Origin of the sequence: Bradyrhizobium sp. B039 (assembly GCF_038965675.1) — a bacterium.
Classification (GTDB): domain Bacteria; phylum Pseudomonadota; class Alphaproteobacteria; order Rhizobiales; family Xanthobacteraceae; genus Bradyrhizobium; species Bradyrhizobium diazoefficiens.
In genome coordinates this window covers 3,354,631-3,373,653 of the sequence record NZ_CP152416.1, presented here as the reverse complement: position 1 = coordinate 3,373,653, position 19,023 = coordinate 3,354,631, and the positions used below count along the sequence as shown (strand labels likewise).

Here is a 19,023-nt window from a genome sequence, read left to right as displayed (position 1 = left end):
GTCTTGCAATGGCGGTCCGCAGCAACATCGTCGGCATCGACAGCCCCGAAGCGCTGGAGAAGGCGCTGCGCGCGGCCTATTACCTCGCCGACGAGGGGCTCGCGACCGCAGCCTATCTCGGCCTCGCCCTCGGCAAGCCCCTGCTGCTCGAAGGCGCGCCGGGCGTCGGCAAGACCGAGGCGGCGAAGGCCATCGCCGCCGTGCTGGGGCGGCGTTTGATCCGGCTGCAATGTTATGAGGGCATCGATTCGTCCGCGGCGCTCTACGAGTGGAACTACCCGCGCCAGATGCTCGCGATCCGCCAGGCCGGCGACGAGAGCATCGACATCTATGGCGAGACGTTCCTGATCGAACGGCCGATGCTCGCCACGCTGCGCGCGCCGGATTCCACCGTACTGCTGATCGACGAAATCGACCGTGCCGATCAGGAGTTCGAGGCCTTCCTGCTCGAATTCCTGTCCGACTTCCAGATCTCGATCCCCGAGCGCGGCACGGTCCGCGCGGCGGAGCGTCCCGTCGTGGTGTTGACCTCGAACCGGACGCGCGACCTGCACGAGGCCCTGCGCCGCCGCTGCGTCTATCACTGGATCGACTATCCCACCGAAGAGCGCGAGGCGCGCATCGTGATGCTGCGAGCCTCCAGCGTTGCGGAAGCAACCGCACGCGCTGTCGTCGCGGCGGTCGGCAAATTGCGACGCGAGCCGCTCAGCAAGGCGCCGGGCATCGCTGAAGCCGTCGACTGGGCCGAGGCGGCGACCTTGCTGCACAAGGGCGGCGCGCGCTGGCCCGATGCCTTCAGGCGCTCGATCGGCGTCGCGCTCAAGGACGAGGAGGACCTGCACTTCATCTCGCCCCGGCTCGACGCGATGCTTGCGGAGGCAACCGCATGAGTCCCGAACTGCAACTGCCGCAGGCGGCGCGCGTGTTCGTCTCCTTCGTCGCACTGCTGCGCGTCAACGGCTTTGCCGTCGCCCCGGAACAGACCACCGCGTTCCTCACTGCGATCGAGCTGCTCGGCCCGCGCGACCTCGGCGATATCCGCCAGGCGGCGCTGGCCACCCTCGCCCCGCCGCCCGAACGCCGCGCGACCTTCGACCGGCTGTTCGACCTCCATTTCCGCGGCAGCGAGGCCGTCACGCGCGATGACGACGGCGAGGACGACGAGACCGTCCGGCTTCAGGAAGAAGGCCGCGGAGACGAGGAGCCTCTGCTCTCCGACGACGCCAACGAATCCGGCCTCACCGCGACCCGTACCGAGGCGCTGGTCGAGCGCCGCTTTGCGCAACTCTCTCCCGGCGATGCGCTACGCCGCCTGACCCGCGAAGCGCCGCGGCGTCTGCCCAGGCGACGCGGCCACCGGCGCATGCAGGCGCGGCGCGGTCCGTTCGCCGATCTTCGCCGGACCTTGCGCGATTCCGTGCGCAGCGACGGCGAGGTCCTGCGTCTCGGCCACCTGAAGCGCAGGCAGCGCCCGCGAAAAATTCTGCTGCTGATCGACGTCTCCGGCTCGATGAAGAGCCGCACCGAGGAGAACATGAAGCTCGCCCACGCGCTGGTGCTGGCAGCGCCCAATGTCGAGGTCTTCACCTTCGGCACGCGCCTGACCCGTGTCACCCGCGCGCTGCGGCTCAAGCGGCGCGAACAGGCGCTAAGCGCGGCCGCCCATCTCGTCAGCGACTGGGACGGCGGCACCCGGATCGGCGATGCCTTGCAAGCCTTTCTCGCGGTGCCGCGGTTCGGCGGCTATGCGCGCGGGGCGGCGGTTATCGTCGTCTCGGACGGGCTGGAGCGCGGCCCACCCGACGCGCTGCGCGACGCCGTGGCAAGACTGTCGCGGCGGGCCTGGCGCATGAGCTGGCTGACGCCGCTCGCAACGGGTCCGGGCTTTCGCCCGCAGACCGAAGCGCTCGTCGCCATCGAACGCTTCGTTGACGATCTCGTCGACGGCGGGTCGAGCGCGTCGATCGTCGCGCATGTCCTGGCACTGGGACGAAGGAGAGTTGCGTGACCGGGATTGTCGACGGCCATCATCACATCTGGCGGCAGGCGGACCTGCCCTGGCTGGTCGGCCCCATGCAGCCCCGCATCTTCGGACCCTACGAGCCGATCCGGCGCGACTATCCGATCCAGGAATATCTCGGCGATCTCAAGGGCACCGGCGTCAATCGCTCCGTCTACGTCCAGACCAACTGGGCCAACGATCGTTTCGAGGACGAGGCCGCCTGGGTGCAGCAGACCGCGGACGAGCAAGGCTGGCCCCACGCCATCGTCGCCTATGCCAATTTCGCCGTCGACGACGTCCGCCCGCAGCTCGACCGCCTCAAGCGTTACCCGCTCGTGCGTGGCGTGCGGATGCAGCTGCATTGGCACGAGAACCCGCTTTATCGGTTTGCCACCAGGCCTGATCTCTGTCTCGACCCCTTGATCCGCCGCAACGTCGGATACCTCGCCGACTACGGCTGGAGTTTTGACCTTCAGGTGTTCACGCCGCAGATGCCGGATGCCGCGCAACTGGCCGAGGCCTGTCCGAAGGTGACCTTCATCCTCCAGCACGCCGGGATGCTGGAGGATCTCTCGCCGGCAGGCCGCGCGGCCTGGCGCGCGGGAATGGCGCGCCTCGCCACATGTCCGAACGTGGTGTCGAAGCTGTCCGGTCTCGGCACGTTCATCCACCGCAACGATCCCGCGCATATCGCCGCGGTGCTGACCGACACGGTCGCGATCTTCGGCGCCGAGCGTTGCCTGTTCGGATCGAATTTCCCGATCGAGAAATTGTGGACCAGCTATCGCGAGCTCGTCGACGCGTTTCGCGCGGCGGCCGTTCCGCTGAGGACCGGGCAACAGGACGCGATCTTCCGGACCACCGCAGCGCGCGTCTATCGGCTTTGACAGACAAGAAACGAGACAGGGAGAGACACGGATGGCGCTGGAGATCAAGATCCTGGACTATGGCGATATCGAGCTGGAATCGAGCTTTCTGGTTCTCGGCCGCGACTGCGGCCGCACCCGCCGCGTCCTCACGCTCGGCTTTTTGATCCTCGGCGGCAAATATCCGGTCGTGGTCGACACGGGCTACCGCTCCAACCAGATCATGGAGACGCTGGGCATGCGCGGCCTGCAGTACCACGAGCACATGATCGAGAACCAGCTTGCCCGCCATGGCGTGCGCATGGGCGACGTGCGCTTCGTCTGCCACACCCATCTGCATATCGACCACGCCGGCAAGGACGATCTGTTTCCGATGAACACGACCGTCGTCCTGAACCGCAAGGAACTGGAATATTCGGTCTCCGGCCTGATGCATCCGCAATATCCGGCGCCCGACATCAAGCACCTGATCGACCGCCTGCACACCAAGAGCGCGCTGCGTTTCCTCGATCTGGAGATCACCGGGCCGATCGAGCTGATGCCCGGCGTCTATTGCGACGCCGCCAACGCCCACACCGAGGGCTCCATGAACATCATTGTCGAGACCGCCGACGGGATCGCCACCATCTGCGGCGACGTGATCTACGATTTCAACGACCAGATCGTCACGCCGTTCAACGAGATTCACGACTGGGAGCCGCGGACGACCGGCAACCACGGCACCAGCAAGCGGGCGGAGAAGGCCTCGATCAAGAAGCTGCTGAGCAATTCGCGCTATTTGCTGCCGGTGCACGACAGGCCGGCCAAGATCGAGGGCGGCATGGTCGTCGGCCGTCTGCACGATCAGGTCCCCGGCCCGATCGTGCAGTCGCTGCCCCCGCGCAACTGGTTTCCGGCCTGACGCGTTCGAAGGATCGACCGATGACGCATGTCACCTTGCGAAGCGAATTCGAGACCCTGATCGATCCCTATGCGCCGGTGGCGCAGGTCGGAACGGGCTTTGACTTCACGGAAGGCCCGATCTGGCATCCGCTCGATCATTACCTCCTGTTCTCTGACATGCCCGGCGACGTTCGGCGGCGTTGGGACGCGCGGCGCGGCGTGGCCGAGGTCAAGCGCCCGTCGAACAAATGCAACGGCATGACGTACGACGCCGAGCTCAATCTGATCGTCTGCGAGCACGCCACCTCGTCGCTGGTCCGCGAGCGGCCGGACGGCCGGCGCGAGGTGCTTGCCTCGCATTTCGGAGGCCAGGAGCTCAACAGTCCCAACGACGTCTGCGTGCACTCCTCGGGCGGAATCTATTTCTCGGATCCCTGGTACGGCCGCATGCCGGTCTATGGCGTCGAGCGGCCGCGGCAGCTTGGCTTCCAGGGCGTCTATCGTGTCATGCCCGGCGGCGAGCCGAAGCTCGTCGTCGACCGCAATCTGTTCGACCAGCCGAACGGACTGTGCTTCTCGCCCGACGAACAGCTGCTCTATGTCAACGACACCGTGCAGGCGCTGATCCGCGTGTTCGACGTCAACGCCGACGGCACGCTTTCGAATGCGCGGGTGTTCGCAAGTAGCATCAAGTCCGAGCTCGAGCCTGGCCTGCCCGACGGCATGAAGTGCGACCAGCACGGCAATGTCTGGGTCACCGCACCCGGCGGCGTTTGGGTCTACTCGCCACGCGGCGAACTGCTCGGCAAGGTTCGTGTACCCGAACTCGTCGCCAACCTCGCCTGGGGCGGGCCGGATTTCCGCACGCTCTATCTGACCTCGACGCATTCGGTCTATGCCATCCCAACCAAGGTGGGACCGCGCCACGAGCCCTATATGAGCGGCAGGCGCGGCGGCGGAGGCGCAAGCGCCGGCCCCGCGGCCGCAGCGCCCATCCTCACCGACGGCGAGATGCGGCTCGATCCGCAGCGCTGCGCCATGATCATCCAGGATCTTCAGAACGACGTCATCATGGATGGCGGCGCGTTCGACGGGTCAGGCGCGCCCGCTCACGCGAAGCAGCAGCATGTGGTCGAGAATGTCCGGCGTCTTGCCGAGGCCGCGCGGGCGCGCGGCGTCGCCATCATCCATGTCTGGTTCGTGGTCGAGCCCGGCGCCCCCGGCGTGACGCTGAACGCGCCGCTGTTCGAGGGTCTGGTCGACAGCAAGGCGATGGTACGCGGCAGCTGGGGCGCGGCGCCGGTCTCGGGCCTGGAGCCCCGGCCCGGCGATTTCGTCGTCGAGAAGATGCGGATGAGCGCCTGGGAGGGCACGCGGCTGGAGACGATCCTGAAGGCTACCGGCCGCGACATGATCATCAACACCGGCGCCTGGACCAACATGTCGGTCGAGCACACCGCGCGGACCGGTGCCGACAAGGGTTATTTCATGATCGTGCCGGAGGATTGCTGCTCGACCATGAATGCCGACTGGCACTCGGCCTCGATCAATTTTGCCATGCAGAACGTCGCCATCGTCACGCGGGCGGATGCCGTCATCAGAGCGCTGGGATGAGCGGTGGCAAAGCTCCTGCACCTCTCCTGCTCGCCGCGTCCCGACTCGGAGTCGAGCGCCGGCGCGCGCGTCTTCCTTGACGGATTTCGCCAGGTGCGTCCCGACTGGGACATCGACGTCATGGATCTCTGGCGGGAGCGGATGCCGGAGTTTGCGGGGCCGATTGTCGAGGCCAAATATGCGCGGATGAAGGCCCAGGCCTTCGACGACGCCCAGCGCGACAGCTTTGCCGAGGCCGAGCGCATGGCGACGCGCCTGTCGCTCGCCGAACGCGTGCTGATCTCGACGCCGATGTGGAATTTCGGCATCCCCTACAAGCTCAAGCAGTGGTTCGACATCATCGTGCAGCCCGGGCTTACCTTCCGGTACGACCCGGCGTCGGGATACCTCCCGCTGCTCAAGGACCGGCCGACCCTCGTCATTCTCGCCAGCGGCAGCGACTTCGTCACCGGCATGAACCGCGGCCGCACCGACATGGCGACACCCTATTTGCGCGAGGCGCTGCGCTTCATTGGCATCAGCGACGTGCGCTTCGTGCCGATCGGGCCGACCACCGGCCCGGCGGACCCGATCCTCACCGCGCGCGAGACGGCGTATCGACGCCTCCGGGAGATCGCCACATGGTTTTGATCGACTGGTGACGCGCCACGCTAGGCGATTGCGAACGGGGAGAGCGCTGCAGATTTCGCGGCGACGGCCGACAGGACCGTGCAGCGTAATCGCAACTTCCGCTTCAACGCTGCGGCGGAATCAGCGCACGCAGGATGTCCGGCTTCCAGGCCTGACGCGCGCTGTCGAAGGCCGCGAAATCATGGTCGAATTGCCAATAGGCCCATGACCAGCCAAGCCTGTCGGCGCTTCTCGCCATGAACGACAAATATCTCGCGCGGCTGTCGGATGGCGCGCGCTCGTACACCCCGAATTCGCCGAGATAGACGGGGCGCTTCTCCTTCTCCGCCCAGAGATTCATCTTCCCGAAGTCAGCAGCAGCCTTGGCTTCGTCGTCGGGACTGCCCCAATCCAGCGGCCCGATCCGCGAAAACGTCGGGGACCACGGTGCGCCCTGATGCGTGAATCGTATCGGCGCGTAATAGTGAAACGTGACAATCAGGTTCCTGTCGTCGGCCGGCAGAGCCAGGTCGTCGACGGGGATGTCGTCCGTATTGAGAACCGCGGCAATGACCGGCCGCGCCGGATTGGTGCGGCGGATGATTTCAAGACATTCGTTGAGGAGCGAATTCCAGTCGCCGGACGTCATTTGCCCGCCAGGCTCGTTCAGGACCTCGAAGACCAGCGCGGGATATTTTCCGGCATAGCGCTCGGCGATCTGCCGCCAGAATGCCCTGAGCTTCTCGCCGCATTCGGAAACGTCGCGTTGGCAGATATGGGTGTCGTGCTCGTCAACGATCGGAATGAGGTTTCTTGCAAGGACGTCCTCGATGACGGCATCGAGCCGCCTCAGAACGATCTCGTCCAGCACGTTCCCCGGGCCCATGAACTTGAAGCCGAAAATGTTGATCCTGACGTGCGAAAATCCGGCCTTCCTGATTGCCGTCAGATTGTCCAGGCGGAATGGCGCGTTCCGGCCGCCTTCCCAGATCCCGTCATAGCCGAGAATATTGATGCCGCGCCCCAATTTCGGCAGGTCACGGGAAGCAGCCTGCCCGGCCCCATTGGCATGGAAGCCAAACGACGCGAGGAAAAATGCCGTTGCCGCAAGATTGAAGCTTCTCGTCCAGCGAGCGCGGATGGCTCTCATCTTGCTTCCATTCGTTGAGACTAGAGATCGGTCTGCGGCACAGGCCTGCACGTCGCGAAGAAGAACGCCACCAGCAGCACCGACGTGAACATCGTCGAACGAAGGAACGTCGTCTCGGTAAAATTGGTCTGAAAGCTGAGAACGACAAATCCGATGATCAGCGCGCAGTGCGACCGGTCGATCGCGCGGACCGAAATCAGATGAAGAACCTTGTTCGAGAACAGCAGGACGCTCGCGGCGAAAAGCGTGTAGCCGAGAAACCCCGTCTCCATCAGGATCGCGATATAGCCGCTGTGATAATTGTCGAGCACCCAGCCATGGTTCTGCTCGAAATAGTCGTATATCGACGGGATGGTCCAGAAGCCGTTGATCCCGAAGCCGAGCAGTGGCGCGTCATCGAAATGGCTGATGGCGTAATGCCAGATGAACGTCCGCTCGGTCAAATCGACGGACGCGTCGCCGACATGGATCGCGTCATACCCCGTCGCGTAAAAATAGAAGATCAGCGCGCCGGCCAGCAAACACATGACGAACGGCAGGACCGCATAGAGTCTCATGCAGATGACCGACCACATCGAGGTCAACAGCAATGCGCATGCGGCCAGGGCAACGGCACCGGCGCCCCGCGATTCCGACGCGAGGACACATGTGGACGCCAGAAGGAAGGTCAGAAGGAAGGCCGGCCACCCTTGCCCCTTCATCTTCAGATAGCAGGCGAAGAACATCAGATACGCGCCGACGAAACCGAGGGTCTGCTTCGATTCATAGACGCCTTGCCATTGACCGTTATGCATCCAGCTGTGGTCTATCCCGATATCGGGTACGGCGAGCGCAACGAAGGCCGACGCGGCGACCAATATGAAAAGGCCCAACGCCGTGGCCCTGACAACCTCGTCCATGTCGATGCGCGTGATGAGACAGAAGGCACCGAAGGTCGTCATCGCGAGCGCCAGGCTCTTCATGATCGCGGCAGCATTCAGGCTGGTCCAGAACACGGAGATGACGGCGAAGGCGTAGAATGCGACCAGAACGATCAGATCGGGATTGAACTGCAAACGCAGCCGCGGACGCACGAATGCGCTGGCGTAGATCAGGACGCCCCACATCAGGACCGCGACAGCCTGCTGCAGATAGGTCAGCTCCGCCGGCAACAGCCCGGTGTTGAAGGTACCCATCGACGCGACGACGTTGATGGTGATCGAACAGCCAATCGCGGCCCTGGCAATCTTCTCAACGCCAACGCTGCGCGTCTTCCAGATCGCGCTCCCGGGAGCCCCGGAGTCCACCTCGGTCTGTAGGCTGGCCATGATTGACCTTCCTTAAACGCGGTTAATTATTTGCTAGCGCGGCCAGGTCTCCACATCGCAGCCTCCGCAGACGCGAAACCTTAAGACTTCGGTAACGATACGAACCCGGCTCAGTCCATTTGATGCAAATCGTACCACCTCGGTATCTCGACCGTCACTCCCCTGCTATAAGCCCTCAGCTCGATCGAGCACTCCCGAATTCCCTGGTCTCCCTGGTTACGCATGAACACGCCTGGCAACACGTTCGATATCGCCGTCGAGCCGGCATTCGACTTCCTGTCGGCGGACTATGCAGAGCTGTTCGACCACTCGGCCGCCACCGCGTTCCAGCATCCGCTCTGGCTGCACAGCCTCTACAGCAGGCTCGCGTCTCATGCGGGAGCAACTCCTCTGGTTGTCGTGGTTCGCCACCGCGCGACCGGCGCCCTTGCGATGGTGCTGCCCCTGCTCCGGATCCGGCGCGGTCCGATACGGACCGTCGAATTCGCAGATCTCCGCGTCTCCGACTATCTGGCGCCGGTTTGCAGTCCGACGGTGTTTTCCGAACTGCTCAGAGATGCGGAGGCATGCGCCGGGATTCGCCGCCTCGTTCGCCCTTTCGACCTGCTCCGCATGACCAAGCTGCCGGACGGGCGGCTGCCGATCGAGAACCTTCTGGCCGCGCCCCGCCGCGTCGCGATGGACACCAATGCCTACGCGACCGTTCTCGTCGCCCCATTCGAGCAATGGCGGGCCAGTGCGATGGATCGTTCCTATCAGAAGGAGCTCGCAAAGAAGTATCGGCAGCTCCAGAAGAAGGGCGCGCTGAGCTTCTCGTGCTGCAGCGACGGCGCCGCCGTCCTCGAGGCGCTGGACGTAATGAGGAAATTTCGCGGTCCGCGGTTCCAGTCGCAGGGCGACGGAGACCTGCTCCAGCGCCCCGAATATTACGACTTCTATTCCGACGTCGCGGTCCGTGGTCTCGGTTCCCTTGCGCGGCTCTATGCCATGAAGATGGATGGCGAGGTGATCGCCGCCGTGCTCGGGCTGCAGCAGCGCGACAGCTTCCTCGTCATCATGAGTGCCTTCGACATCGCCGGATACAAGAGCCAGTCCCTGGGTGCCCTGATGTTCGAGCAGGTGGCGAAGGACTGTATCGAGCGAGGGGATCAGATGCTCGACTTCACCATTGGCGACGAGCCATACAAGAAATTGTTCGGCGCGCAGCCCTCGCCGATGTGGGCGGTCACGCAGGCCGGCAGCACCACAGGCGCGATATCCCTGTTCGCACTGGAGCAGGCGCCCTGGCTCAAACTTGCCGCCAAGCGAATTTCGGAGTTCAGGCTCTCGCCGACCCGCACCTCGACGCCCACGCAGTGACCGGCGTGAGGCCCTGGAGGGCCGCGGCCCTCAGGCGCGCAGCGCGCTGCGGACCTGCGCGAGCCAGCCCGGCCGCATCTGATCGACCCGATGGGTGATGCTTCGCCGCAGGAAGTGCAACCGTCGCCGCACGTCCCAGCTGATATCGTTGCGGGACGTCAGCGCCTGGCGAAAGCGCGCCATCTTCAGTGACTGCTGGTCCGCGGCGATCTTGTCGCGATCGGAATAGAACTCCGATATCTTCTCCTTGCCCATGCCTTCGGTCGCAAGCCACCGCGGTGCATATTCGGTGCAGAGACGCTCGACGTCCACCAGCAGGCGGGCGACGCCCGTTCCGGCGGCGGGACAGTTGGTCTGAAACGCATCGCCGATCAGCACGACGCCGGGCTGGAGATGTCCTTCGGCGACGGACAGATCCATCACCCAGTTCTGTACCCGATCCGTCACGCGAAAATCGCCGAGATAGGGCTGCAATCCCGGCAGCAGCCGCAGGACTGTCGCTTCCGTGTCGCGCCGCAGATCACGCATGACCGGATCGGTCGGGTCGCGGAACATGAAGAGATTGGCCCGCATGCCGGCGGGTACCGGAAACAGGCTGAGATAATCGACGCCGTCGGAGGTGCGCTCGCCGTAACAGGTCAGCGCCTTGAAATCGAACGGCGTGCCGTCACGGCGCGCGATCGTGAAGCCGAACGAGACCGAGTGGCCTGCGGCCAGCACGCGCCGCCTGATGCCCAGCTTGTAGCCGAGGGCTCCGGCCATGCCCGTCGCCAGAACGACAAGACGCGCATTGAGGCGGCGCCCGGAGGCGAGCTCGATATGCTGGATGTCGTCGCTATAGGTGACTGCGGTGACCTCATCGACGATCAGACTGGACGGATCGGGTATCTGGCCGCGCGCCATGGCAACGAGACCGGCATAGGGAAGCCCGTAAGCCTGGCCGACGCTGACATCGACCACCTTGCCTTCCCTGACATTGAGCACCTGATCGTATGGACAAGCGACGCTCGCGAGGCCGCGGATGAAGCCCAGCCTGCGGAACATCTCCAGCTGATGGCCGCCGATCTTTTCGACCCGAAACTCGTCCGGATAGACCGCGCGCTTGTCCACCAGCGCGACGCGATGCCCTGCCCGCGCAAGGACAGCAGCCGCGAGCGAACCTGCAAGGCCACCTCCGACAATCGCGGCGTCCGCAACGATCGTCGTGGTCGCAGCTGCGGCGATCGGCTCAGTCACGGTGCTATCCGCCGTCATGGTCCAGGCTCCCACGGTTAACGGTGGTTCCATGTGCAATTATCCCGCCTGATGTCGCATCGCAGGACCGAACGCGATCATTTCCGTCGATCGAGGTTAACGAACCGAAGACTCGATCTGGCCGGACGATGTTTCGGCACGCGTCTTGCTCGGGATGTTCGACAAGAACCGGTGTTCGGCGACGCCACGGCGGAACGCATGGCTGCTTCTCGTCAGAGCGACATCACGTCGCTTTTCGACGAAGCCGGCCTGCGCTCTAACTGGGACAGCCGGAACGAAGGTGTCCCACCGTGACGCAGCGGATGTTTCGCCGACATCGGCCGCAACCAACAGGACTCCAGAGGCCCCATTAACACTCGCGGTTTTTCACCATGCTAGGCTGTCACCGCCATCGCAGCGCGTATCTCCAGGGGAAAGTCGTCCCTCAACGTCCATGATCGAATCCATCGTCCAGTTCCTGCGGCGCGACGTGACGCGCGGTGTTGTCGGGACCATCCTCCTCAAGGTTGGCAGCGGCGCGCTTGCGTTTGCGTTGTTCTCGCTGGCGGCGCGAACGATGTCGCCTGATGGATTCGGCATCTTTGCGACCTGGCTTTCCGTTGCCCAGATCGCAGCGGTCGTGGGGCTGGTCGGCCAGGAGTCGCTTCTGGTGCGATTTTTGAACGAGTATCAGGTCGAAGACAGGCCCGACCTCACCAAAGGCGTCCTCCTGTCGAGCTTCAAGATGACCTCCGTCGCGATGCTGATCGCGATCGCCGCGGTCGCGTTGGCCGCGAGCTTGAGGGGCGATTGGTGGCTGCTGATCCTTGCTCTCTCGGCCTACACGGCGGTGAATGCCGGACTGATGCTCGGCAGCCAGATCGCCCGCTCGCTGGTCAGCATTCTCATGGGCGAAGGAAACCGGGAGCTCTTCTGGCGGGTCATCGTCGTCCTGTTTCTGCTTGCCATGTTGTTCGGCCATCGGCAGCTCGATCCCGCCGAGTTGTTCGCCGTGATGACGATCGCCATGTCGGTGGGCCTTGTCGCGCAGGTCGTTGCCATTGCGCGAGCCCTGCCGGACTTGCGCAGCACAGCGGCGCGTTACGAGACCTCTCGCTGGAGAGCCAGCGCGCTTCATTTCTGGGTCGCGTCCATCCTGGAAGCGGCCAACCAGTATTTCGACGTCATCCTGGTCTACTGGATGCTGGATCCGGCGACCGCTGGAATCTATTTCGCCGCCTCGCGCCTGGCCAACATCTTCGCCATGCTGTCGGCGGCGCTGTACAGTTTCGGGGCGCGCCGGCTTCCTTCGCTGTACTTCAGCAAGAACCACCAGGAGTTTGGGCGAACGTTGCGGCTCATGGCGGAAGTGACCGCACTTTGCGTGGCCAGCGGACTTCTCCTGATCTGGATCGGCGGCCCCCATCTTCTCAACCTGTTCGGGCCTCATTTCGCCGCACAGCACTGGGTCCTGATCGTGCTCGCGATCGGCACGGCTTTCCAGGCGGCGGGCGGTCCATCCGCGGCGATCCTGCAGCTGACCGGCCATGAGCGCATCTATGTCCCCGTCGTCGCGGCGAACGTCGCACTGCGGCTGGTCGGATTTCTCGTCCTGATTCCCTGGCTCGGCGTGCTTGGCGCGGCGATCTCGGCGACCGTGTCGTTGGCGTTCGCGACCATCGCGCTCAACATCCTCTGTCGCCGGCGAACCGGAGTCGACCCTTCAATTCTCGTGCTTCTGCGCTTCTCGGCATCGAAACGCGGCGCCTTTGCGGTCCGCGGTGCCGACTCCGGCGATTAGGCGTCGATCAACCGGCCAGGCCCAACACTTCGCCCCGACGACGCGCCGCCGACGGATCGGGCGGGACACGATTGATGACGAGCCCGGTCGGCACGCTGCCAAAGCGGGACAGCGCCGCCATTGCCCTGCGCATTGCAGCGGAATCGACCGCGTCTTCGCAAGCGACCAGGACGACCAGATCAGCGTGAGCGGCGAGCGCCGCCGCCTCCGGCTGCAAGGCCAGCGAGGTGGCGTGGACGACGATCAGATCGAACTCCGAACGAATGTCATCCGCGGGCGACGCCTCGGGCCGCTTGCCGGCGCCCAGAAGCGCGTCGACGCTGCGAAAGTCCGCCGTGGTCATGCCGTCCGCCTGCTCCTTGACGAGGCTAACCGCGGCACCACCGAGGTCCGGCTCGACCCGGATCAGGACGCTCAACTTCCCCTTGTTCACCGCCCACCGGTTCAGCGACCGCGCGACGGTGTTGCCGCCGGCCCGCTTGCCGACCGACATCACGAGCGCGACCTTGCCCCGGGCTCCCGGCAATTTCTCCAGCCGGTCGAGCAGCGGGCGCAAATGTGGACTGAGATCGAGCGCAGCCGTCGCTGAGACCGGACCTTGCCAGATGTTTCGGGGCACATCGCCCGGCAGCAAGTCGGGAATGCGGGCCCACACGGGCGGGCGTGGCCACGACGCGGGCTGGCGCGGAGCCGGATCGGGGGCACGAACGTCTTCGACGGGCTTGTCCGATCGGCGTCCCGTAGCGGCAACGACCGCCGTCGATGTCAGCAGCGAGCCGATCGCGAGCGCGGCAAGCAGCAAGGGCAGCGGCGGAAGGGTCGAGCGAAGCGGCGGAATGGCGGACGACGCAATCTTGGTCTGGGAGCTCTGCAGGAGACGCTGCTCGTTCGTCGTCTTCGAGCGCGACAGGAATTGTTCGTAGATGTTTCTGTTCGCCTCGGCGTCGCGCTGCAACTCCTGGAGCCTGACCAGAGCCTGACCGTCGACCAGGAGCTGCGATTCAGCCGCCTTCATCTGGCCTTCGAGGGCCTTCTGCTGTTCGCGCTGGGCCTCGTACTCCGACTTTGCGGTGTCGATGCTCTTGGCCCGCTCGACCTCGATCTGCCTGTTGAGATCGTTCAGCTGGCTGTAGGACATGACGAGGTCGGGATGGCGATCGCCGAACACCGCGCGCTTCTGCGCGATTTGATCATTGAGCGCCGACCGCTGCGCGCGCAGCGCGCTCAGGAGATCCTGCTTGGCCGGACCCTCGACATTCGCCTTGACGTCGCGCTGCGCCTGCTCGTAGCGGGCTTTGGCCTCTTCGGCCCGGGCGCGCGCGGCGGCGACCTGCTGCGACAGCTCGGTCACGCGCAATTGCTGGGTCGTGGAATCCTTGCCGGCGTTGACGATCCTGTGCTCGAGCTTGAACGTGGCCACGGCGTCCTCTGACGCCCTCAACCGGTCGTTCAATGTCTTGAGCCGGCCACTGAGCCAGTCGGCCGCCTCGTCGGTCGCATCGGTGCGGTTGCGACTCTGGCTCGAGACGAACGCCTCGGCTATCGCGTTCGCATAATAGGCCGCCCGCTCCGGCCGGTTCGACGTGAAGCGGATGGCGATGACGTAAGTGAGCCCGCGGCGGGAAATGTCGAGACGGTTGCGGAACCTCTCGAGCAGGCGCGCGGGGTCGGTATGTCCCCCGGAAATGTCCTCGTCATCCCGAATCTTGAGCTGCTCGATCAGCGGCTTGAGAAAGCCGTCGGACTTCGCCACTTCGACCAGGCTTTGCAGCGCGGCGCTATCCTGCCCTATGCCCGGCAGAACGTCCTGATCCGCGGTCACGCGTTGTTCGCGGGGATCGACGACGACCAGCGCGGTCGCCGCAAATCGAACCGGGATCACCAGCAGAACGATGACGCCGAGGGCGAAGATCGCAAGAGCGAGCGCCAGGATACGGCGAGCATTGTCCCGAATGAAGGAGAGCGCGCCTGCGGCGGTGAGCACACCGCCAAGGCGGGCTGCGGCTCCGCCAGCCTCACCGTTCGACGCATCTTGAGTCTGCCACGACGCGGAGACACCGGTCGATCCGGAACTTGTCGGGTCTGCGCGGCGACCGAACGTCATGGACTTTACTCGGATTCAACTGGCAAGCACTGTTCAGTGGCCTGCGCCACCGTAAATATCTATGGTTAATCCGCGGTTACCCGCCTCCGCGCGAAGATGAACAATTGGTTAACGCGCTCGCTTCGCTCCGTCCGCAAACCGCTGCCATTCTCCTGTGAACGATGCTGTTCCGGCGGACAGGGCATTAACTCCGTTTGTTGCTAGCCGGTGTCCGCGCGACGCTCGCATGATAGGTACGGCGTTAAGAAGGTGAACGTTTCATTAGCGGGTCGGGATCCGTGCTGCATTACCAGCCAGGCGCAGAACTGGGCGAGGCACCGAAGCTGCCGTCGACCGCGGCAGCACTCGCAAGTCGGGGCAGCGGCCGACGAAAGCCGCACGTGCTTCTCGTCCAGACGCAAGCCGAGAATGCGGGCGCCCAGGAGATTTCCAGGCTACTCGGCGCCGGCCTGACCGCGCGCGGCTATCGGGTCACCAATCTGTTCTTCTTCCGCAAATCGGATTCATTCGACGAGCCGCCCGATACGCTCTACTGCGCATCGCGCCGGCCGGGACATCCACTGGCCCTGCTGCAAATGCTGTGGACGCTCGGCCGTCATATCAGGACCACCAGGCCCGACGCCGTTCTGACCTTTCAGCATTTCGGCAACGTCATCGGCGCGGGCGTGTCTCGCCTCGTCTGCCGCGCGCCCGTCATCGCCAATCAGGTGTCGTCCGCACTGTCGATGAGCTGGCCGATCCGCACGGCCGACATCGTCATGGGCAGCCTCGGCTTCTTCGACCGCATCACGCTGAACTCGCTGGACATGCAGCGCGAATATTCGCGCTACCCTGCGGCCTACCGGTCGCGCATGGTGCATGTCCCGCACGGCTTCGACGACAAGGCCCTCACCCTGCCGAAGGAAGCTGCGCGACAGAAGTTCAATCTTCCGCCGGACCGCATATTGCTTGGCTGCGCAGCCAGGCTGCACCCGCACAAGCGGCTCGATGCAGCGATACGCCTGCTGCCGGATCAACCGTCCTGGCATCTCGCACTGGCCGGCCAGGGTGCCGACGAGGTTCGGCTAAGGCAGCTGGCGGATGATTTGAAAGTCTCGGACAGACTGCATCTGCTCGGGGAAATCACCCCGCGCCAGATGGCCGACTTTCTCGCCTGCCTGGACGTGTTCGTATTTCCGACACAAGCCGAGACTTTCGGCCTCGCCGCGGTCGAAGCCGCAAACGCCGGCGTTCCCTCCGTCGTCACCGATCTTCCCGTCCTGCGCGAGGTGCTGTCCTTCGAAGGCAAACCGACAGCACTGTTCGTGGATGCCTCCGATCATGCGAAGCTGTCGGCCGCCGTCTCGAAGCTCCTGACCGACCAAACCCTGCGCGACGAACTGCGACAAAACGCCAAAGGCCTGAGGTTGCGGTATTCGGTGGACTCCATGGTTGAGGAATACGTTCGAATTCTCGGCCAAGTCATTTGACCTGATCCGCTGGAATAGATTGGCTCGACATGATCATCGAGTTTCGCTGTGAACGTGAGCATGCGCGGCGGTGGATGCACCGCGAGACGCTGTCGGTCGACGGGCGGGACGTTCCGGTCCAGATCGCCTGGACGGCGACGGCGGAGTCACGGCCTGCGGGTCTCGACGCGCTGTTCGCGCTCGAACGCATGGTGTTGCACGAGGGCAAACCCGGCGGTGCCGACGGGCTGAAGATCATTCCCAAGCGGACGCAGGCTCGCACCGGCACGGCCGACGTGATCGTCGATTTCACAGGCGGCGCGCGCGATCGGGACTGCTCGGCTTCGCTGTATCTGCGCCCGCTGTTCAACGGAGCGGCAGGAGAAAACGCCGCGCTCTCCGCCATTCTTGCCGGCGACATGCCGGTGATCGACATCGTCAACGAGATCGACGGCGCCGTCCTCGATCGCGGCCACCCGTCGGGAGAAACTGCAGCCGGCCTGAGCGGCGCCCTCGAAACGGTCATGGCGCGAACCCTGACCATGGTGGCGGCAATCCTGTCGGGACGGCCGCGCATTCTGCCACAGCTGTCGCGTCCTGCCGGCGCCACGAACCGACGTGGACCTGTTGGCTACGTCGTGCGCGGCCTCGCCGTCTCGATCGCCAAGGAGATCTATCGCCTCTGCTGCTACGCCCCGCATTGGCATATCGGATGGCGCTTCAATGACGGCGCAGGCGTCTGGCAGACCGGAGATCTCTCCGGGCCCCGCTGGAACGTTCTGGGAGATCCCGGAAACCACTTCTACGCCGATCCCTTTCCCGTCACCTGGCGTGGACGAACGTTCGTCTTTTTTGAAGATCTCGATCACCGGGTCGGCAAGGGAATCATTTCAGCGATCGAGTTCGGTGACACCGGGCCAGTCGGCGACGTCATGCCTGTGCTGGAAGAGCCCTGGCACCTGTCCTATCCGTTCCTGATCGAGGACGACGGCGAGTTGTGGATGATCCCGGAGAGCTCGATCAACGGGGACGTCGCCCTCTACAAATGCGTTCGGTTTCCGGACCAATGGGAGCGGCATGCGACGCTGCTTTCGGGCCTGGAGCTCGCCGACGCGACGATCACGCGGCACAACGGCCTGAACTACCTGTTTGGCGCCTGGCGCGACGGGGCCGGCGGCTATTCGGATTCGCTTGCGATCTACTACGCCGACCACCTGCTCGGCCCCTGGCTGCCTCATGCCAGCAACCCGGTCCTGATCGATCGCGCGAGTACGCGACCGGCCGGGAATTTCGTCACCATCAACGAAAGACTGTGGCGCCCGGTCCAGAATTGTGCCGACGGATACGGCGCGGCGCTCGCCCTGGCGGAGGTCATCGAACTGTCGCCCACGACATTCAAGCAGATCGTCCGCCACTCTCTGAAGCCGGGACCCGCATGGCCCGGCCGAAAGCTGCACACCCTGAACCGCTGCGGCCGGCTGGAGGTGATCGACGGATCGCGTGTTCAGCCGAAGACGAGCGCCTTTGCGCGTCAATTTCCGTCGCCGGCTTTGCCGCCCCGGACCCGTCCCTCCACAGCCAGTTGAAACAAGTTCCGCGAACGGCGCATCCCTCGTCTGAGCACGAGCGATCTGCAATTCGAGCGGGATTCGTGGCAGACAGGAGCGAGCGACGCCGGTCATTGCCACGACCGGCCGCTCGGAGACTCCATGGTCAACAACACAAGCTCGACACATCGGCCGTTCGATCCCCGCAGCAAATGGGCCGAACTGTCCCAGGCGGAACGCAGCGCCGCCTATGACAACAATGCGGCGGTCAAGAACAGCCCTGCCCTGATCGCCGAGCGCAACGAAGCTTCCAGCCGGCTGCGCGGTACGCTGAAGTCCCATCTCGATTTGCCTTACGGCGAGCGGGCGAACAACAAGATCGATCTCTACCCCGCCGCAAAGCCCGATGCGCCCTGCTTGGTGTTCGTGCATGGCGGCTATTGGCAGCGCAATTCGCGTGAACTGTTCGCCATGCTGGTCGAAGGCGTTGCCGCACATGGCTGGTCGGTTGCGATTCCCGGCTATTCGCTGGCGCCTGAAGTGTCCCTCACCGACATCGTCGCCGAAATCCCGCGCGCGCTCGACTGGCTCGCCGCGCATGGCGCATCCTATGGCATCGGCGGGCCGATCGTGCTGTCGGGCTGGTCCGCCGGCGCCCATCTCGTGGCGATGGCGCTGGACCATCCGCGCGTCCATGCGGGGCTTGCGATATCAGGCGTCTACGATCTGGCGCCGATCCGCGATACCGGCCTCAACAGCGCGCTGAAGCTGACGGACGAAGAAATCGCCAAGCTCTCGCCGCTTCGCCTCCCCGTGACACAGAAGCGGCTCGACATCGCCTATGGCAGCAACGAACTCCCCGCCCTGGTGCTGGATTCAATCAACCTTCATGAGAAGCGAGCGGCCGCGCAGGCGCCCGGCAAGCTCATTCCGGTCGCAGGCGCCGACCATTTCACCATCCTCGAGGCGCTGCGTCGGCCGGACGGCGCTCTGGTGGAGGCTGCACGCCGGTTGCTGGACTAAAAACGCGAAAACAACCCCATGCACAGTAGAACGCCGTTGTTTCCAAAGGCAAAATCTACGACGCGGATCGTTTTGACT

At 64.4% G+C, this 19,023-nt stretch carries 15 protein-coding genes; 11 read left to right on the top strand and 4 right to left on the bottom strand.

Translation table 11 applies throughout. From position 1 onward, the window contains the following. The first annotated feature begins 8 nt into the window (after window positions 1-8). The 6 genes from AAFG50_RS15700 to AAFG50_RS15675 are packed head-to-tail and all read left to right on the top strand — an operon-like array spanning window position 9 to window position 5,994. Window positions 9-890, top strand: coding sequence for a MoxR family ATPase (locus AAFG50_RS15700; RefSeq protein ID WP_011086157.1), 882 nt, complete (start codon window positions 9-11; stop codon window positions 888-890). Next, on the top strand, window positions 887-2,008 hold the full coding sequence (locus AAFG50_RS15695; protein ID WP_028172038.1) for a VWA domain-containing protein: 1,122 nt from the start codon (window positions 887-889) through the stop codon (window positions 2,006-2,008). Before AAFG50_RS15700 ends, AAFG50_RS15695 begins: the two co-directional genes overlap by 4 nt. Further along, a complete protein-coding gene (locus AAFG50_RS15690; protein ID WP_028172039.1) occupies window positions 2,005-2,889 on the top strand; it encodes an amidohydrolase family protein in 885 nt (294 codons plus the stop codon). Before AAFG50_RS15695 ends, AAFG50_RS15690 begins: the two co-directional genes overlap by 4 nt. A 31-nt stretch (window positions 2,890-2,920) precedes the next feature. After that, on the top strand, window positions 2,921-3,769 hold the full coding sequence (locus AAFG50_RS15685) for an MBL fold metallo-hydrolase (protein WP_011086154.1): 849 nt from the start codon (window positions 2,921-2,923) through the stop codon (window positions 3,767-3,769). Between the two features lie 20 nt (window positions 3,770-3,789). Further along, window positions 3,790-5,364 (top strand): isochorismatase family protein, encoded by a 1,575-nt coding sequence (locus tag AAFG50_RS15680; RefSeq protein ID WP_028172040.1) that lies wholly within the window; start codon window positions 3,790-3,792, stop codon window positions 5,362-5,364. Between the two features lie 3 nt (window positions 5,365-5,367). Further along, on the top strand, window positions 5,368-5,994 hold the full coding sequence (locus AAFG50_RS15675; RefSeq protein WP_028172041.1) for an NAD(P)H-dependent oxidoreductase: 627 nt from the start codon (window positions 5,368-5,370) through the stop codon (window positions 5,992-5,994). A 103-nt stretch (window positions 5,995-6,097) separates the two neighbouring features. Here the strand turns inward: AAFG50_RS15675 and AAFG50_RS15670 are convergent, their stop codons facing one another. Then, window positions 6,098-7,123: a cellulase family glycosylhydrolase gene (locus AAFG50_RS15670; RefSeq protein WP_028172042.1), complete on the bottom strand. Its 1,026-nt coding sequence runs from the start codon at window positions 7,121-7,123 to the stop codon at window positions 6,098-6,100. Between the two features lie 20 nt (window positions 7,124-7,143). Further along, the gene (locus AAFG50_RS15665) at window positions 7,144-8,430 is read right to left on the bottom strand and encodes an O-antigen ligase family protein (RefSeq protein ID WP_028172043.1); all 1,287 of its coding nucleotides are present in this window, start codon (window positions 8,428-8,430) and stop codon (window positions 7,144-7,146) included. A 222-nt stretch (window positions 8,431-8,652) separates the two neighbouring features. On the opposite strand from AAFG50_RS15665, the gene AAFG50_RS15660 reads away from it, so the two are divergent. Continuing rightward, complete coding sequence (locus AAFG50_RS15660) at window positions 8,653-9,789, top strand: GNAT family N-acetyltransferase (protein ID WP_028172044.1); 1,137 nt, start codon at window positions 8,653-8,655, stop codon at window positions 9,787-9,789. Window positions 9,790-9,819: 30 nt separating this feature from the next. On the opposite strand, the gene AAFG50_RS15655 is transcribed toward AAFG50_RS15660, so the two are convergent. After that, window positions 9,820-11,043, bottom strand: coding sequence for an FAD-dependent monooxygenase (locus AAFG50_RS15655; protein ID WP_028172045.1), 1,224 nt, complete (start codon window positions 11,041-11,043; stop codon window positions 9,820-9,822). A gap of 433 nt (window positions 11,044-11,476) precedes the next feature. Between AAFG50_RS15655 and AAFG50_RS15650 the strand changes: the two genes are divergently transcribed. Next, a complete protein-coding gene (locus AAFG50_RS15650; RefSeq protein WP_028172046.1) occupies window positions 11,477-12,823 on the top strand; it encodes a lipopolysaccharide biosynthesis protein in 1,347 nt (448 codons plus the stop codon). A 7-nt stretch (window positions 12,824-12,830) separates the two neighbouring features. On the opposite strand, the gene AAFG50_RS15645 is transcribed toward AAFG50_RS15650, so the two are convergent. Further along, on the bottom strand, window positions 12,831-14,927 hold the full coding sequence (locus tag AAFG50_RS15645; RefSeq protein ID WP_028172047.1) for a GumC family protein: 2,097 nt from the start codon (window positions 14,925-14,927) through the stop codon (window positions 12,831-12,833). A 278-nt stretch (window positions 14,928-15,205) separates the two neighbouring features. On the opposite strand from AAFG50_RS15645, the gene AAFG50_RS15640 reads away from it, so the two are divergent. The 3 genes from AAFG50_RS15640 to AAFG50_RS15630 all read left to right on the top strand — a co-directional run bounded on the left by AAFG50_RS15640 (window position 15,206) and on the right by AAFG50_RS15630 (window position 18,945). Then, window positions 15,206-16,396: a glycosyltransferase family 4 protein gene (locus AAFG50_RS15640; RefSeq protein WP_028172048.1), complete on the top strand. Its 1,191-nt coding sequence runs from the start codon at window positions 15,206-15,208 to the stop codon at window positions 16,394-16,396. Between the two features lie 29 nt (window positions 16,397-16,425). Next, window positions 16,426-17,961: a hypothetical protein gene (locus tag AAFG50_RS15635; RefSeq protein ID WP_028172049.1), complete on the top strand. Its 1,536-nt coding sequence runs from the start codon at window positions 16,426-16,428 to the stop codon at window positions 17,959-17,961. Window positions 17,962-18,084: 123 nt separating this feature from the next. Beyond that, on the top strand, window positions 18,085-18,945 hold the full coding sequence (locus AAFG50_RS15630) for an alpha/beta hydrolase (protein ID WP_028172050.1): 861 nt from the start codon (window positions 18,085-18,087) through the stop codon (window positions 18,943-18,945). Window positions 18,946-19,023: the final 78 nt, after the last annotated feature.

Coding starts and splice junctions, on each gene's coding strand:
- AAFG50_RS15700 (WP_011086157.1), top strand. CDS start 9: ATGGCGGTCCGCAGCAACATCGTCGGCATCGACAGCCCCGAAGCGCTG.
- AAFG50_RS15695 (WP_028172038.1), top strand. CDS start 887: ATGAGTCCCGAACTGCAACTGCCGCAGGCGGCGCGCGTGTTCGTCTCC.
- AAFG50_RS15685 (WP_011086154.1), top strand. CDS start 2,921: ATGGCGCTGGAGATCAAGATCCTGGACTATGGCGATATCGAGCTGGAA.
- AAFG50_RS15680 (WP_028172040.1), top strand. CDS start 3,790: ATGACGCATGTCACCTTGCGAAGCGAATTCGAGACCCTGATCGATCCC.
- AAFG50_RS15670 (WP_028172042.1), bottom strand. CDS start 7,123: ATGAGAGCCATCCGCGCTCGCTGGACGAGAAGCTTCAATCTTGCGGCA.
- AAFG50_RS15665 (WP_028172043.1), bottom strand. CDS start 8,430: ATGGCCAGCCTACAGACCGAGGTGGACTCCGGGGCTCCCGGGAGCGCG.
- AAFG50_RS15660 (WP_028172044.1), top strand. CDS start 8,653: ATGAACACGCCTGGCAACACGTTCGATATCGCCGTCGAGCCGGCATTC.
- AAFG50_RS15655 (WP_028172045.1), bottom strand. CDS start 11,043: ATGACGGCGGATAGCACCGTGACTGAGCCGATCGCCGCAGCTGCGACC.
- AAFG50_RS15650 (WP_028172046.1), top strand. CDS start 11,477: ATGATCGAATCCATCGTCCAGTTCCTGCGGCGCGACGTGACGCGCGGT.
- AAFG50_RS15645 (WP_028172047.1), bottom strand. CDS start 14,927: ATGACGTTCGGTCGCCGCGCAGACCCGACAAGTTCCGGATCGACCGGT.
- AAFG50_RS15635 (WP_028172049.1), top strand. CDS start 16,426: ATGATCATCGAGTTTCGCTGTGAACGTGAGCATGCGCGGCGGTGGATG.
- AAFG50_RS15630 (WP_028172050.1), top strand. CDS start 18,085: ATGGTCAACAACACAAGCTCGACACATCGGCCGTTCGATCCCCGCAGC.